Source organism: Sphingobacterium faecale (assembly GCF_016746095.1).
GTDB classification, from domain to species: domain Bacteria; phylum Bacteroidota; class Bacteroidia; order Sphingobacteriales; family Sphingobacteriaceae; genus Sphingobacterium; species Sphingobacterium faecale.
Window position 1 is genome coordinate 163712 of record NZ_JAERTY010000010.1, and the last position, 16098, is coordinate 179809.

Annotated in this window: 11 protein-coding genes and 1 riboswitch; of the genes, 2 read left to right on the forward strand and 9 right to left on the reverse strand. The window is 40.4% G+C overall.

What is annotated here, in order from left to right; all coding sequences use genetic code 11:
* Nucleotides 1–35: 35 nt before the first annotated feature.
* The 6 genes from JKG61_RS18150 to JKG61_RS18175 form a co-directional block, all read right to left on the reverse strand.
* Nucleotides 36–992 (reverse strand): methylenetetrahydrofolate reductase, encoded by a 957-nt coding sequence (locus tag JKG61_RS18150; RefSeq protein ID WP_202104378.1) that lies wholly within the window; start codon nt 990–992, stop codon nt 36–38.
* A 48-nt stretch (nt 993–1040) separates the two neighbouring features.
* Nucleotides 1041–1144, reverse strand: a riboswitch (SAM riboswitch).
* A gap of 50 nt (nt 1145–1194) precedes the next feature.
* The gene (gene rimM, locus JKG61_RS18155) at nt 1195–1719 is read right to left on the reverse strand and encodes a ribosome maturation factor RimM (protein WP_202104379.1); all 525 of its coding nucleotides are present in this window, start codon (nt 1717–1719) and stop codon (nt 1195–1197) included.
* Nucleotides 1720–1816: 97 nt separating this feature from the next.
* Nucleotides 1817–2425, reverse strand: coding sequence for a response regulator (locus JKG61_RS18160; RefSeq protein ID WP_202104380.1), 609 nt, complete (start codon nt 2423–2425; stop codon nt 1817–1819).
* Nucleotides 2422–4290 carry a sensor histidine kinase gene (locus JKG61_RS18165; RefSeq protein ID WP_202104381.1) on the reverse strand — a complete coding sequence of 623 codons (1869 nt, stop codon included), beginning with the start codon at nt 4288–4290 and terminating at the stop codon, nt 2422–2424. Before JKG61_RS18165 ends, JKG61_RS18160 begins: the two co-directional genes overlap by 4 nt.
* 170 nt (nt 4291–4460) lie before the next feature.
* On the reverse strand, nt 4461–5006 hold the full coding sequence (locus JKG61_RS18170; RefSeq protein WP_202104382.1) for a 30S ribosomal protein S16: 546 nt from the start codon (nt 5004–5006) through the stop codon (nt 4461–4463).
* Nucleotides 5007–5127: 121 nt separating this feature from the next.
* On the reverse strand, nt 5128–6012 hold the full coding sequence (locus JKG61_RS18175) for a hypothetical protein (RefSeq protein ID WP_202104383.1): 885 nt from the start codon (nt 6010–6012) through the stop codon (nt 5128–5130).
* Nucleotides 6013–6098: 86 nt separating this feature from the next.
* Between JKG61_RS18175 and JKG61_RS18180 the strand changes: the two genes are divergently transcribed.
* Both JKG61_RS18180 and JKG61_RS18185 read left to right on the forward strand, forming a co-directional pair.
* On the forward strand, nt 6099–9464 hold the full coding sequence (locus tag JKG61_RS18180) for a UvrD-helicase domain-containing protein (RefSeq protein ID WP_202104384.1): 3366 nt from the start codon (nt 6099–6101) through the stop codon (nt 9462–9464).
* Between the two features lie 67 nt (nt 9465–9531).
* Nucleotides 9532–12435 carry a PD-(D/E)XK nuclease family protein gene (locus tag JKG61_RS18185; RefSeq protein WP_202104385.1) on the forward strand — a complete coding sequence of 968 codons (2904 nt, stop codon included), beginning with the start codon at nt 9532–9534 and terminating at the stop codon, nt 12433–12435.
* An 11-nt stretch (nt 12436–12446) separates the two neighbouring features.
* On the opposite strand, the gene JKG61_RS18190 is transcribed toward JKG61_RS18185, so the two are convergent.
* From JKG61_RS18190 to porM, 3 genes are all read right to left on the reverse strand, one after another.
* Nucleotides 12447–13316, reverse strand: a complete 870-nt coding sequence (locus JKG61_RS18190) for a cupin-like domain-containing protein (protein WP_202104386.1) — start codon at nt 13314–13316, stop codon at nt 12447–12449.
* Nucleotides 13317–13486: 170 nt separating this feature from the next.
* The gene (gene porN, locus JKG61_RS18195; protein WP_202104387.1) at nt 13487–14527 is read right to left on the reverse strand and encodes a type IX secretion system ring subunit PorN/GldN; all 1041 of its coding nucleotides are present in this window, start codon (nt 14525–14527) and stop codon (nt 13487–13489) included.
* Nucleotides 14528–14546: 19 nt separating this feature from the next.
* Nucleotides 14547–16070: a type IX secretion system motor protein PorM/GldM gene (porM, locus tag JKG61_RS18200; RefSeq protein WP_202104388.1), complete on the reverse strand. Its 1524-nt coding sequence runs from the start codon at nt 16068–16070 to the stop codon at nt 14547–14549.
* Between the last annotated feature and the right edge of the window lie 28 nt (nt 16071–16098).

Here is a 16098-nt window from a genome sequence, read left to right on the forward strand (position 1 = left end):
AAGAAACTATTTTCGATTCATTAACCCTTATACCTTTACGCCAACTGCTCCACAATCTTTTGCGTAGGACCAGGATTACTCATGGTGTAAAAATGTAAAACCGGCGCACCAAAATCAATCAGCTCCTTACACATATTGACCATCCACTCCTGACTTACGAGATGCACATCCGCGTTTGTTTTACAAGCATCGACCGCATCACTAAGCTCTTCCGGAATATCCAAATGAAATATCTTAGGCAGCGCGATCAGCTGTTTTTTAGAAGTTAACGGTTTAAGTCCTGGAATAATTGGCACATGAATATCATTATCCCGACATTTGATGACAAACTCTTTATATTTATCAATATTATAAAACATTTGTGTCACGATAAAGTCCGCTCCCATCTCCACTTTCTTCTTCAACCACTTAAAATCCGTATTGAAATTGGGCGATTCAAAATGCTTTTCAGGATACCCTGCTACCCCAATACAAAAATCCGTCTGCTCCGAGCTTTCCATATCCTCATGTAGATAATGTCCCGCATTCATACTAAGCACCTGTTGTAGTAATTCCGTCGCATAGGCATGTCCACCAGGAGTCGGTATGAAATCAGCATCCCCTTTACGCGCATCGCCACGCAAAAGCAAAACATTGTCAATGCCTAAGAAATTAAGATCGATCAGTGCATTCTCCGTCTCCTCCTTAGTAAAGCCTCCACAGATAAGGTGCGGCACAGCATCCACCTTGTATTTATTCATGATGGCAGCACAGATAGCCACAGTTCCTGGACGCTTGCGATAAGCAACCCGCTCCAATAGCCCACCAGCATGCTCTTTATAAAGGTAGTCCTCGCGGTGGTACGTAACGTCGATAAAAGGAGGGTTGAACTCCATCAATTTATCCATCGTATTAAAAATACTCTGGATTCCTTTACCCTTGGCAGGTGGAAGAAGTTCAAAGGAGAACAAGGTCTTTCCGTCAGCCCGTTTAATATGGTCGATAATCTTCATACAAATATATTAAGGCCAAGAGAAAGCACACAAAGGCATTGTGAGTTCGGCTTATCTTTCCCGCCAACTGGAGGGTAGAATGTAGCACCTTGAACAGTGTCAGGTTGCTAAGGCTTCAGCGGGTCTATTCCCTCGGCCTTTCTCTATAAGCAATAGCTAATATCGGTTTAAAAAACGAAAAGAAAAAATAGAAAGAAAAAAATTATTCTTTATACAGATCTACCAAGCCTTCAGGAAGCTCTACTTCAAGAAGCTCTTCTTCAGCATCAATACCTAATATCAGATCTTCGGACAATGGAAACATCAGTTCTTTGCCATCCATATCCACAGTAGCTATAAACTGCTGCGGCATCTCCTGTACATTGATAATCTCACCAAGTTCACCATATTCCTCATCAATTACAAGGTAGCCTATTAAATCTGTGTAACGAAAATCATCTGGATCTCTTTCCGGCATCTTGTCATTCGGCAGGTACATCTTCTTCCGGACCAGCACCTTGGCTTTGTCAATATGGTCTACATCCTCAAAATTAGCATAAGCAGTACTATTGTTATGAAGCTTGATCTGATCAACAAAATAAGGCACCAATTTTTTGTTGACCTCTAAAAAAATAATCTCTAACTCCAACTCTTCATAGTCCTCAAATTCGAAAAACAACTGAACTTCACCTTTGAGCCCTCTAGTCTTGCTTACATAGCCGATATAAAAACTTTCGTCGATTGTCATATTGTCAAGTAAAGCGCAAAAATAAAGATTATAAAACAAAACTTCCATGATTCTTTTGATTCTTTAACAGACATGGAAGTTATTGATACTTTAAAGTTTATAAGATATCATCAAAAGGCAACTTATTTCCCTGAACGATCCTAAGTTTTTGTTTAATATTTTTACGGTGCGTCATTATGGTCAGCACACTCCTATTCATCACATCAGCGATGTACTGATTCGTAAAACCACGCTTAATATATTCATATACCTCTATTTCCCGATCGGTCAGACTAAATTCTTCACTCAATATATGCACTTTGTCTGCTATCGGGGCAGTATGCGTATAAAAATCATATACCTCTCCCTTCCATACTTCTCTGATCAGTTTCAACAACCCCTCTGCATCAATCTCCTTGGAGACGTAAGCTTCCACCCCAATCGCCTTCAGATCATGGGCAAAAGCATAATTCACCTCTAGAGACAGCATAATAATCTTGACTTCTGGAGCAAAGCTTTTAATCTCACGTGCAATACTTATCCCCGATTTTACGGGGAGATGAATATCCAATAATACGATATCAGGCCTATCACACAATAATACGTTTGATATCTTTAGACCATTATCATAACTATTGACCAATAGCATATCATCAGCCTTGTCCAAAAGAGCTTTCAACCCTTCGTAAAATAGACGGTGATCATCAATAGACACTAATCTTATCATATATTTGATATTAATGGTATGGTAATAACAACTGAGGTTCCTTTATTCGAACTATGGACATCCATGCGACCATTATGATAATCAACACGGGTTTGCAAGCTAACCAGCCCTACCCCTTCCTGCCTAAAATCCTTCTCCGACTGCCATCTCTTTGAGCCATTATCTTCAACCATCAAACGCAGCTCCTTATCTTCTATCGCCAATGAAACATCTATTATTGAACAGCCCTCCGCATGTTTGATAGCATTAGTCAACAATTCTTGATACATCCTATATACCGATATCTGCAGATCCATGGAAATAGCCTTGTCATTACCTAAACAATTCAGGTTAATCTTTATCCCTTTATAGCGTACTGTATCTTGTTTCATGCATTCAAATAATCCCGATACCTTCAACTGCGTCGGATACAATTTATGAACCAAGTGCCTAAAATCAGCACCTATCTCCGTTAGAAAATATTCTAATTTTTCCTTTTGTTGAATACGCTCTGAAGCTAACAACAACCTTAATCCATGAATCGCTCCACCCAAGCCATCATGGATATCTTGCCCAATACGCATACGCTCCTTCTCTTGCACCGATATCACCTCTTTCGCAAGCGTCTTATTCGTTCTGTAAAGCTCCAATAATTCCTTAGAAAAACGGTCAAACTCACGTTTGTAAATTACAGAAAATACAATCGTGAGATAGACAACCTCAAAAGCGAAAGCAAATATGATATTACCCGGTAAGACAAACTGAGGCAAATACAACATGTCAAACGTGTTCAGCAGATAAAGGAACATTGACACCAACAGCAAACTAACTCCTGCCAAATAATGATATATATAGCGCACGGAGCGTGACACACATATAAAAATAACAACGATTAGTAAACAAGACTGTATCAATAATATACCGACGAAGATATGTTCGGCGTACATCAGTATATGAAAAGCATTTGAAAACAGCATTTGATGGCATAAAAAAAGAAGAGTCAATACTAAGACCAACCTGTTCATTCCAATCAAAAGCTTATCCAATTGCGGAAAACACTTACGCAAACTCACGAAATCCTGAAAAACCAATACATTAAAGTACAATGTGAAAGCTAAGAAAACCTGCTTAGGGATCTTCGACCAAATAGGATAAACTGATTCTGGGATAATATATACATCGTGGAGATACTCAACCATATTAAAGGCTAACAAACTCACTACATACCCCAACATGACAGCGTAAAAACGACGCTTGAGAACCAAAAATAAAAACAGATTAAATATAACCGCGAAAAAGAAAAAGCCATAATACCGCCCTAGCAAAAAAGAAAATTGGAGTTCGTAGCCCAGTATATCACGGTAAGTGCTGATATCTGTTGGAAAATAAATGTTTTTTCTCGTTAAGGGTTCGACCTTTAGAAAAAGATGCTTTAATTCCTGGGGATCCATAGAAATCAGGAAAGACAGTGAACGAAGAGGCACCTCTCGAACAGAAACTGCCGTCTGGTGAGAGATTGAATCTATATTTTCGACATTACCCACAGAATCGAGCTGGTACAGTGTAAACCTTATACCATCGTTATAAAAATTCCACAGATAGTCTTGATGATAGCGGTATTCATTTTTAATCCATAGAGAATACCAATAAGTGCAATCCGCTATACCTTTATTTATTACTGCTCCAGCTTTGGTTCTTGCAAATTCTCCCAGTTCCCACCTCTGTAAAATATCATCAAACTCTAACTGATGACTACAGTCTGTATATTCCTTTAAATAACCTACAATAGGGATATCATTAGCCCCATAGACGCACAGCGTATCCGACATCGCACTAACCTGCAAAGAAAAAAGACTAAACAGAAGACATATCAAGACTCTTCTCATAACAATTGGTATCTCTAAAGATAATAAAAACTTTTCCGATTATAATAATTGTAAATAGCTATGGTTATCCCTACACTCAACAGATGATATACAATACTTCGGAAAACTCCAAAAACAAAAAAGTCGGTTCAAATGATGAACCGACTTTCTTTTGAATACTTTATGAAAGATTAACCTTCAGTTTCTTCTGTGTTTTCAGCACCTTCCGCTGCTTCTGGAGCTTCAACTTCTGCTTCCTCAACAGGAGCTTCTTCTACTGGCGCATTTTTAGCAGCTATTGCAGCCGCAATTTCTTCTCTTTTCTTAGCTTCAGATGCTAAAGCTACTTTTTTAGCTTCTTCTTTAGCATTTGCTAAGCCAGATTTTTTGCCTTCGATTTTAGCTGCTTTACCGTCATTCCAGTTAGCGAAAAGCTCTTCAGCTTTAGCTTCGTCAAAAGCACCTTTTTTCACACCACCCTGCAAGTGTTTTTTGTACAACACCCCTTTGTAAGAAAGGATAGCGCGTGCAGTATCCGTAGGTTGAGCACCTTTGTTCATCCAATCTAATGCTTTATCGAAATCTAAAACGATAGTCGCTGGATTAGTGTTTGGGTTGTAAGAACCTAAACGCTCGATAAATTTACCATCACGTGGAGCACGTGAATCTGCTACTACTACGTGGTAAAAAGGTTTTCCTTTTTTACCGTGTCTTTGCAATCTGATTTTAGTTGCCATGTTTGTTTATTTGTTATGTATTCAACATATCCCCCGTACTGCATGTAAGAGGGGACGCAAAGATAAAAATTAAAAAGGGAAAATTAAAAATTAAAAATTAAAAACAGTAAGGAGATGATCTCTATATTTTATAGAAAATCTTTAGCGTAGTGTGGCCTCGCTTGATTTCTTTGATCCGTCTCTGCTCATCATACATATAATCGATATTCATGGACTTTCCCTCGACCTCCACATTTACCATATTATTCTTATTATATATTCCAAAAGGTTCTAAAGATAACGCCTTTTCTACTTCCTTAGGAACAAAGCCAAGCGACCCAAACAAAAACATATACACATTGTAACTGGAATCATACGAAAATAAACGGCTGCTTTTAATTTCAATTTCTTCAGCCTCAGGATTCCATCTTCCATTCACTTTTCCTTTGACAGTCGTCTTTTCAGCCACGACATTACCATTCTTGTGTTCAAACACTCCCACAGATGTTCCTCTTTCGAATCCACTTGGAAACTGTACTCCAGACGTATATACTGCGTGAGGACAATCAATGGTCGACGGCAGCGAAGAGTTATCTCCATAACCAAGGGAATAACTCCTGGATTCGATGCCAGGGCGAGTATACGTCCCGCCCTCAGGCGAAGACGGAAGTTCTTCAAACCGAGTCTCCGATATAGACTTGAAACGCCCCAAATGATCATAAGTCAGATCAAACCAATAATGTTCTGCAGAATTAACAAATTCAGAAGGGTCTATTTTTACGTCTATCTTCGTCACCTTACCTGCATTATTGTATTGGTATGACTCTCCTTGAAACCGAATGATCCGCCCTTTCTCATCGTATACAATGTCATCGATCAGTGTAGGTCCAAACGACGGCGCTGAATAATGAAATTCCAAACGATCGATTTTAGAAAAAATCGGAATAGACAGGGAACCCTCCGTATCTTTTTTACAGGAATAATTCAAGCCGGTGCATAAAAGAAGAAATACAACGAAATACTTCATAAAACCCTTTTTTAGTTTATATAATTGTAGGAGGTAAAGTAACAAATAACTTTTTAAATTGTGCTTTTTAATTTTTACTTTGTAAAATGAACAAAGTAGCTCCCCTCAAAATTCTGAAAGCTTCTGCAGGCTCGGGCAAGACCTTCAGCCTTACCCTCCATTACCTCTCCCTATTACTAGATAATGAAAACAATTATCGGGAGATCTTGGCCGTCACCTTCACCAATAAGGCTACAGCAGAGATGAGAGAGCGAATTCTTTCTGTACTCCAAGGTCTCGCTGTCGACGACAGCAGCCCTAAAATAGAAAGCTTCCGGGAATTACTATTGAAACAAAACCCGGCATGGGCTGCCACCATCATTCAACAAAAAGCACACCGAGCCTATCGTAGGATCCTGCACGACTACAGTCATTTCACCATAAGTACTATTGACGGATTTTCTCAGAAAGTAATCCGTGCATTCACCTATGAGCTCAATCTCGATGCAGCGTATAAGATTGAAATGAATACTAATAAGGTCAAGACAGACCTTACCCTCATGCTTAACCAATTACTCGATGAGCGGCCCGATCTGCTCAACTGGATCATTGGCTATGCGGAAAAAAAAATAAGCAATAATGAAAACTGGAACTATAGAAACCAGCTTGCTCAGCTCGCTGGCCTTATATTCTCCGAAAACTTTCAAGAGTTCGATGCGGCGTTAACGACAGCAAATACGGATGAAATATTCAATATGCTCAACACCGAAGTCATCGAGAAAACACAATCCTACTTAGACGCCTTTAGCCTGACAATTAGCTCCTTTCAGGACACCTACCGTACACTAGGAGTCCAAGCTGATCAATTGAAAGGCAAATCCCGTAACAAACTGGTTTCTGCCAACAAGGTATCTAGCAACGTGCACAAACTATCGCTTTCGGACCTCGAAAAGGTTATGGATCGGTTTCTCTTACTTATTGACAACGAAGATGATTTTACGGATACCGCAAAAAACATAAGACACGACTACGTACAGGCCTTTCAGCCCATATTGCAACAGTTTGTAGAGCTCCAAAAACTGACACCTATATATATAGCGTACCAGGCCGTGCAAGGAAACCTGTACTACCTGCGCCTATTAAAAGAAATGAGCGATCTATTAGGCACATGGCGTAAAGAAAATGCTGCGCAACTTATTTCTGACTCACAGATATTACTCAATAAGCTGGGACTTGACAACAACAATGATCCCACCTTTATATGGGAAAAGATAGGCAACCGATACAATTATTTTTTATTTGACGAATTTCAGGATACCTCCCGAATCCAATGGAAAAACTACAGCCCCTTGTTATTAAATGCACTCGGCAACACAACTGGAGGCCGTAACGAACATCTCATCGTGGGGGATGTCAAACAAAGTATATACCGGTGGCGGAATGGAGATTGGCGCATCTTACTCCAACAGGTCGAAAAACAAGTGGCCAACACCTTTCACCTAACACCTGGCACTCAAAAAGACTTTATAGAAAATGGCATTTTGGAAACCAACTTCAGAAGTCTGCCTAACATAATACGTTTTAACAATTACCTCTACCAACAGATCCCGTTCCATCTTCAACAAGTGCTGAACAAAAAAGTATCCGAAGAGCTGTCTGAGGAAGGATTACAATGGTGGCAAAACGAAGGAAACAACACTATGTTGGTACAAGCCTATGAAAACAGCAGTCAATCCATACCTCCACAGAAAATTGACAATACGGCAGAACAAGGCTCTATTGAAATAGCTTACTTCCAAGTCAAGGACGGGCGTTTCCGAGCAAATCAAGTCATAGATGATTCGACAGCTCATCTATGTCAAAAAATAGGACACTGGATATCAACCGGAAGATACGAAGCCCGGCAGATTGGAATCCTGGTCCGCAGCAATGCCCAAGCCATGCTTATCATCCAAAAGTTAATGGCCTATAAAAATGCTAATAATCTAGCGTTTGATGTTATTTCGGGTGACGCCTTGGCACTGGCCTCCAATGACGCCGTCAACCTACTGATCGAAACATTAAAAGCAATTGTTCAGACTTCTGATCAACACGTCATATACCATGCCCGGATGGCCTATCTATACCAGTTGATCCAAAGCAATACAAGTTTCGACGCCGTCCTATGGTTGCAGTTTAAAGCCAATGAAATACAAGCTTATAGCGAGATTCTACCAGATGAATTAATTACCAACTGGGAGCTCTGGCAAAAGCTACCACTGATTCATCTCATAGAAAAATTGATCGAGATTTATGGATTCACCTCTCTGGGGAACCTACATCTCCCTTATATCCTGACGTTCAAAGATATCGTCGGCAATTTTACTGCAAATGGCGAACGTGGGATCACACAATTTCTCGAATTCTGGGAACAAGATGGAAATAAAGCCGCTCTGCCATCCAACAACGGCAAAATCAATGCCATAGAGGTAACGACAATTCACAAATCTAAAGGCCTGGCCTACGATGTGGTCATGATACCCTTTTGCTCCTGGAGCATAGACGGTATGTTAAATGGTGATTTTTGGATCGATACCGACCATTCACCTTTTGCACAACTAGGAAAGATACCGATCAAATACAATAGCAATGTAGCGCGTTCTATCTTTTATAAACAGTATTACGAAGAAATGTTATTCAACTACATGGATTCACTTAATACATTGTATGTTGCCACTACACGCGCTATCGAGCACCTTTACATCACCGCTCCTTCATTTAAGGAAGTAGTAGATAAAAAAACAGGAGAAATCACAGGGTTCGATATTAAAAACGAACTGATATCGGATTCCATCTATCAGGTATTAGTAGATCCCAATTCTCCTTTCCCACTAGCGGAAGGCCAGCTACAGATCGATCAGATTATTCCCCGATCGCCCGAGTTACTATCAAACGATAAAAATGGAACAACTATAGCGTTGCCCTATTATCCTACATCAAAAGCAATGGAAAGTGCCCTGAATAAATCAAGCCACCGTGGCATCAATACCATATTAATGATGGAAAAAGCATCTCAATATGGAATTCTAGCACATGAGATTATGTCCGAAGCCGCTAAAGAAAGTGATATCGCAAGGATTATAGCCCGCTACATCGATGAAGGTATACTTGCTATCGAAAACAAAGAGATATTAGAACATGAAATACACCAGATCTGGCATCACCCACAGATACACCCCTGGTTGATCGGACAACATAAAATATGGAACGAGTCTGCTATAATCACTGCGGATGGGAGAACCTTAAGACCTGACAAAGTATTCACGAATGAAAAAGAAACTATTGTATTAGACTTCAAATTTACTAGTGAGAATTATATTGAGCATAAAACACAGGTCGATCAATATATGAAAGCATTACATGACCTCGGTTATCAGCAGGTTAAAGGTTATCTGTATTATGCTAAAGCAAATGAATTGGTCGAAGTCAAGTAAAACTTAAAAATCTGTTGATTCTCAGATACGCAAATTCCCGAATCAGCAAATATCAAATACTAAAAAAATGGTTCCTTTTTTAAAATTAGTCGCTCAGGATATACAATACCGATTTGGCAATGACCTGTCTGATATTGCCATTGTTTTCAATAATAAACGCCCCATTACGTATCTAAAGAAACATCTGGCAGATACCTATGCTCAAGCCATATGGTCTCCTCAATTTTTCACCATACAAGAGTTCTTTGGTCTTTCCTCCAACAAAGAACAAGTTAGTCCTTTGACTCAGTTTTTTTATCTCTTTGACCTTCACAATGAATTACTTGCCAATGAAGGACTAGCCCCAGAATCTCTAGAGGAGTTTTACCCTATTGCCGAAATCGTATTAAGCGACTTCGGTCAATTAGATTACGACCTTGTCGACATTGACCATATCTATATGGAACTATATGATACTAGCCGTATAGACGTCGAATTTCAGCACTTAACAACAGAGCAACAGGAGTTCATACGACAATTCTGGCAATCATTCCACATGGCAGGACACACAGGAGTCCAACAGCGATTCCTAAAACTATGGAAACGTCTGCCGGTGCTCTATAGAAACTTCAAAGCAAAACTAAAAAAACAAGGCCAGACCAATTTTCCCACTGTATATCGCGACCTCGTCGATGGGAAGGTCGATAATCCCAATTTCCTCGATGCTTATAAAAAGATATTATTTGTAGGGTTCAACGCACTTAACAAAGCCGAAGCCCAACTTTTTCAACGTTGGCAAGAAGAAGGGCGTGCTTTATTTTACTTTGACGCAGACACCTATTACCTGAATGACCAGCAACAGGAAGCGGGGCTTTTCATCCGTCGTAATATTTTACAGACCAAACTAGCTAATGCATTAGGAGATCCACAGGATATAATAGGCCAGCGCCAAGACACCGTGCATCTCTACGCCTCTACAGGGAAAGTCAGCCAAACAAAACTGCTCCACCAAGTCTTGAATCAGCAGGAAAAAGAGGGCAAAAGCATAGGTATATTGCTGGCAGACGAAACACTGCTCGTTCCACTCTTGCAGAGTCTTCCCGAACTAAAAGTGAATATCACAACAGGATTTCCTTTGACACAATCGCCTATTTTCGGTATCCTCAACCTTTGGATGGACGTACATGAAGCAATATCTCATTTGAAGAGGGCAAAGTTGCCCTATCAATACCTAGAGACCTTCTTCAATAATCCAATGACACGGGTTTCCTCGACGGAAAAGAAGGCCAATCAAGACTTTATAAACGAAAAGCAGCTATTCGAGATTAGCCTCCAAGACATAGCGATCAACAGCAGTATTCTTCCCGACTTTTTCAAGCCATTGTCCGACAACAAGCAAGTCGTCCCGATCTTGATCGCTATCTTGGACAACATATTGACTTCATTAGCGCAGGACACGCAAATAAAACAGATAGATGCCAACCTTCTGATCGAAACAAAGAAGGTACTTAATCAACTTCAGCTTGGTTTTTCAAAAATACCACAACTGAGTGTTCTATTTCAGATAGGACTGATACGGAAAGCCATTATCGCTGTCAACTCAGCTATCGAAGGAGATCCGTTAGATGGCGTACAGATCATGGGTTTATTAGAAAGTCGCTGTCTCAACTTTGACCAAGTATATATCCTTGGGGCAAACGAAGGGATATTGCCCAAAGTTTCCAGTGGGATTACGTTTTTACCAAACAATCTGAGACGCGCGTATGGTCTCCCTATTCTGGAGAACCAAGATGCGTTGACTGCCTATCTATTCTACCGACATTTTCAATTCAGCGCGGATATTCACATCTTCTACAATGGGATAGTCGATGAAAGCAGTACCGGTGAAGAAAGCCGCTTTATACGCCAGCTGGAGTTTGAAAGTCAGATCCAGTTTGCCAAACATCATCAACAACAGCCTATACAGTTCCCACCAGCAGCTACCGAACTTATCATTCCAAAAACGGATGCAATATGGGACAAAATGTACCGTACTTTTATAGAAGGAGGTCGTAGGATATCTGCTACGGCACTCACCACCTACCTAGCCTCTCCCCTTCAGTTTTTCCTAAAACACATCGCCGAAATCAAGGAACCACCTTCCATTTCGCAGGAGTTTGAGATGAACCGTTTAGGCACGGTTATCCATGAGGTAATGGAAAAAATATTTCAGCCTTATAAAGAAATAGAAGACTTTACCCCCACAGTTGTACTTCAAGAGAAAATAAGCTCTGTCAATATATTGGTACAGCAGGAGATAGCATCATTATACCATATAGATAGCCAATCGTTAGAAGACTTCAATAGCTTGCAACATATCATGCACAAGATTGCAAGTGAATATGTCAAGATGTATATACAATATGATATCGACAATTACCAGTCCTTTCGTATAGTTGAGTTAGAAAATGACGAAGATTACACGATAGATTTTCCGATTCAGATCAATAATAAGACGGAGACCGTTACCCTCTATGGGATTATAGATAGAGTTGATCAGGTGGTTACAGACCTCGGCGAGGTAAAAACGCGAATCGTCGATTACAAAACAGGGGCTGATACCGTAAAATTTTCAACCATGGAAAAAGTCTTCGCTCCAGGTACAGAAAATAAAGCATTGGTACAAACCTTATTTTATGCCTATGTGTTTGAACAGGTTACAGGGCATCGTGATCTTGAACCACATCTCTACGTAGCACGTAAAATGCGTGAAGAAGGAACTTTATTTTATGGCAGCTACTGCGCCCTGATGGAAGGCCAGTTTCTCGCTGAGCAGAAAGAGCACTTTGTCGAATTTCTACGAACAACACTGGAAGAGATCTTTAACACAGAAATTCCATTCAGGCATAATCCCGATGCGCACATCTATCCCTCGGATCCTTATACCTTATTCTATAGAAATGCAGTTAGCACAGATGAAGAAGTGACTGATAAAAAAAGCGAGCTAATGTAGCTCGCTTTCATTTATTTTTGATTCCGTTTTATTGCTTTATTCGCTCGTTTTGTAGCGACTTCTACTTTATAATCGAGCCATCTATTTTTGAAAATTTTCCGCATCGTATCATCAAAATGACGCGTTACAAACAGATTTCGGGCCCCTTTGAGTTTCTCGGCAAAAGAGTTGGCAAGCGCACGCACAGAAATTGAATACCCTTCTGTCTCGTATTGTATATAGTGCCACCAACCTGCAGGCATATAACATGTCTCTCCCGGACCTATTACAGCTTCATAGCCATCCAAAAGTTTCAGCGCAGGATACACATCCGTGCTACTAGTCTTCAGATTAGCAATACTATGAAAGTTGTAAGGAAGTTTATACATCAGATCCGACTGGTTATTTGGAAACAACCAGATACGCTTATATCCCTGAAATTGGGAAATAAACACATGAGACATATCAATATCAAAATGATTACGCGTCGAAGAGCCTTCCCCTCCAAAAAACATGAAAGGCAGTCCTTGCAACACTTTGCCTCCGGTCACATCATTATAGACAACGTCCTTTTTGAGCTCAGGTCTCAATTTAAGAAGGTTAAATAGAAAAAGACGCAGTTCCGTTGGCTCGGCACTAATCTTATCTAAATATTCCCCAAAAGTCATTTTCCCTACAGGTGGGCTAGCTGCATAATTCTGGCTCTCTTCTTCTTTTCCGTAGATATTTACCACTTCACTACCGGCTATTTCCTTGAAATAGTCGTAACTCCATTTGGTCCAACAGGCACTATCTGGGCTTATAAAGTCCTTAATGATTACAGGTTGTCCCTTATTTAGGTAATCTCTCACAAAGTCATTGGGAGCGATTCCGGAGATTTTCTCGACAGGTTGTAGTTTCACAAGCTTTTTATTTTATTCCCTTTATATGCAGTATATTTAAACAAATCCATACAAACTCAATTCATAAACAGTTGCTTTGTGCAAACTGCTATCTTTTATTTAGAAAAATTCTAAATACTAAGTTGGGAAAATATTATGAAAAAACAAGTGACTATCGTCACTTATTTCAATTAATATGACCATAAATCCTGTTCCCAATCCATGATTACCTTCTTGATGCGTTCGGATTCGAATAATCGCTCGACATCATCCTGAATATAGTCTTTTATTCGAAGATCTTCTGGATTGTCCTGCTTGATAATGTAACTTGAAAATAGACGTTTAATAAAGATATCATCATAGCTCAGCCCCGTAGCGGCATTGTGCCTATTCATTGCCTCTTTATTAACAAGTACATGTCTTGCTTCTGGAAAATAAATCCAGAATGCCGGTGTCGCATCCACTGTGGGACCAAATGCATCCGCAGTCGGTAAAGCAGGAGTATTTTCGGGTGTAGTAGAATTGTCACTAGCTGTACGCTCTGGCTTCACAGCAAAAGGATCAAATGGGTCATAGCTATCTCCATCGTTTACAGCAGCACTATGCTGAACAGCATTTTCCATCCCTGGAATCTGAGGTGTGATAAGAGGCGCTATTCCGACAATACGTGGCTCAAACACAGCACGCTGTTTATCAAAGATCCAATCTTCTTTAATTCTAAATTTGATTACATTCTCACCACTAAACGTGCGGCTTTCATATTTAGAACTAATTACTTCATTATTCTCATTAAACTGTTCGACCAACACACTATCCCCCCCCAAGCGAGCCATCACCTGCCCGATCGGTAGTATCTGCATCTTCTCAAAGTTATCTCCGGTAGGATTATCTGCTGTCGGAGTCGGGTCATAGGCCGTCAATTCGCCAGCTTCTATAGCATGGACAATAATATCCATTAATCGAGCCTTAGGCGAAGCGAAAATCTGATTCATCTTCTCCCTAAGATCTATCTCTCTCCACACCCTCTTCCTATAAAAAACGTCTGTTTGCCTGATCGGGGAATAAGGAATCACTTTCCGGTTCTCGATATCCGTATTTTTATAATAGCCATCGACAGGAGGTTCGTCTACTGGCGTACGAGCGGGCTTTGTGCTATTGGTGAGATTAGCATCCTGCGCTACCGTGGCCAAGGCCAATACCGTACAAGCAATTGATAAAACTATCTTCTTCATAATAATACTTATTATGCTACTAATTTGTAACCTGGAACGTAATAGGTTCCAAGTTCTGTGCTACACCATCAGGCCCTACCCCTACAATATCGTAGATCATTACAACCGAGCCAGCTTTAACTCCACTAAGTCCTGACTTCATCTGCGCACTAAAATCATTACCAGAAGAAGAATAAGGTCCGATAGGATCTACCCGAGGTATAGCGATATACATACTGAATTTAGTAACTCTAAATTTAGCATCAAAATCAAAATTATCCAAAGAAGCCGACACTACAGTCTGCCCTCTTAGTTGTGCTGCCGAAATACGTCCTCCGGTCTTTCCTCCCACACGCGCAGTAGGTTTCGGAATACGTTTCACACGAAACTTCGAAGTACCCAGATTTTGGGTCTTTCCATCAATAGTGGCTGTCACAGCTAGAGATACATCTCCCGGAGAAGATACTTTCGCAATATACTTCGCATCTCCCCTTGGAGTCAAACTCACACCTGGTCCAGAAACTTTCAAACTTTCTACCGGGACACCTGGAGCCGAGATAGAAATAGGATTGTCTACGCCAATATACAATACGTTCATCGCGTCAGGCGAGACTACTGCAGATGGTTTTGAAACCTGAAACGTCATGGGTTCAGTTTCGTATGTTTTGATCGTACCGTCCGTCTGCTGAACACGGATAGATCCCCGCCATGTATGTGTACCCACACCTGGAGTCAAAGAATAAGTTCCCTGCCCATCTACCACTGGTATGGAAGAACCGTTAACAGATATCTGTGGACTTGATTTAGAATCATAGGCAGTAAGGAAGACTTTGGCTGTATAAGGTTGTCCAGCTATCAAATAAGATGTGGGAGCAACAGCCACAGCTGCAAATTTATCCAAATTGACAACGGCCTGATCCATCTTACCAAAAATATGTTTTACAACAGCGGATTCCGCATTCTTAGCATCTGCATTAATCTTATCCAACGCCGTAATTGCCGCTGTCAATGGAATACCGTCTCCAAAGTTTACTTCTTCCCAAGTTTTTTTCACACCGCCCCTGGGAGCAGGATCCTCGGCCGATAATGCAAAGCTAACTTCGTTGTTAGTCAGTTTTTTTAATTGATCTGCGGTACTATTTATTAGCTCACGAAGTTGTTTTCCTCTTCCTTCGTTGATCATTAAACGAGCTGAAATATCCGTACTGCTACGAAATTTAACATCTCCGGTCTCCTCATCCATTCCTCCCCCTTCTCCCGACAATGTCTGGTTATATTCCGTTAACTTAGATGTTAATTGTGCGATTAGCTTCTGCGCTTCTTCGGCCTTAGTCAACAAAGGTTGCGCACGCTCGGGATTTTCCTTCATTTTGGTTTCCCGAAATGCTAAAAACATATTATCGATACCAGCCTGCGTATTTTGCGTCGAGGTATTTAAACTATTACCTAGATTTCTAAAAGCGTCGAGAATAGAATCCGATACATTGAGCGCTACCAATCCCAATAGCACTAGGTATAGGATACCAATCATCCGCTGCCTAGGTGTTTCCTTATGTCCTGCCATAGTCTTTAATTTTCCTTAGATCTGTTTC

Excerpts from the sequence above, each read along its gene's own strand:
- porN (WP_202104387.1), bottom strand. The coding sequence starts at position 14,527 with ATGAAGAAGATAGTTTTATCAATTGCTTGTACGGTATTGGCCTTGGCC.
- JKG61_RS18170 (WP_202104382.1), bottom strand. The coding sequence starts at position 5,006 with ATGGCAACTAAAATCAGATTGCAAAGACACGGTAAAAAAGGAAAACCT.
- porM (WP_202104388.1), bottom strand. The coding sequence starts at position 16,070 with ATGGCAGGACATAAGGAAACACCTAGGCAGCGGATGATTGGTATCCTA.
- JKG61_RS18175 (WP_202104383.1), bottom strand. The coding sequence starts at position 6,012 with ATGAAGTATTTCGTTGTATTTCTTCTTTTATGCACCGGCTTGAATTAT.
- JKG61_RS18180 (WP_202104384.1), top strand. The coding sequence starts at position 6,099 with ATGAACAAAGTAGCTCCCCTCAAAATTCTGAAAGCTTCTGCAGGCTCG.
- JKG61_RS18165 (WP_202104381.1), bottom strand. The coding sequence starts at position 4,290 with ATGAGAAGAGTCTTGATATGTCTTCTGTTTAGTCTTTTTTCTTTGCAG.
- JKG61_RS18185 (WP_202104385.1), top strand. The coding sequence starts at position 9,532 with ATGGTTCCTTTTTTAAAATTAGTCGCTCAGGATATACAATACCGATTT.
- JKG61_RS18160 (WP_202104380.1), bottom strand. The coding sequence starts at position 2,425 with ATGATAAGATTAGTGTCTATTGATGATCACCGTCTATTTTACGAAGGG.
- rimM (WP_202104379.1), bottom strand. The coding sequence starts at position 1,719 with ATGACAATCGACGAAAGTTTTTATATCGGCTATGTAAGCAAGACTAGA.
- JKG61_RS18150 (WP_202104378.1), bottom strand. The coding sequence starts at position 992 with ATGAAGATTATCGACCATATTAAACGGGCTGACGGAAAGACCTTGTTC.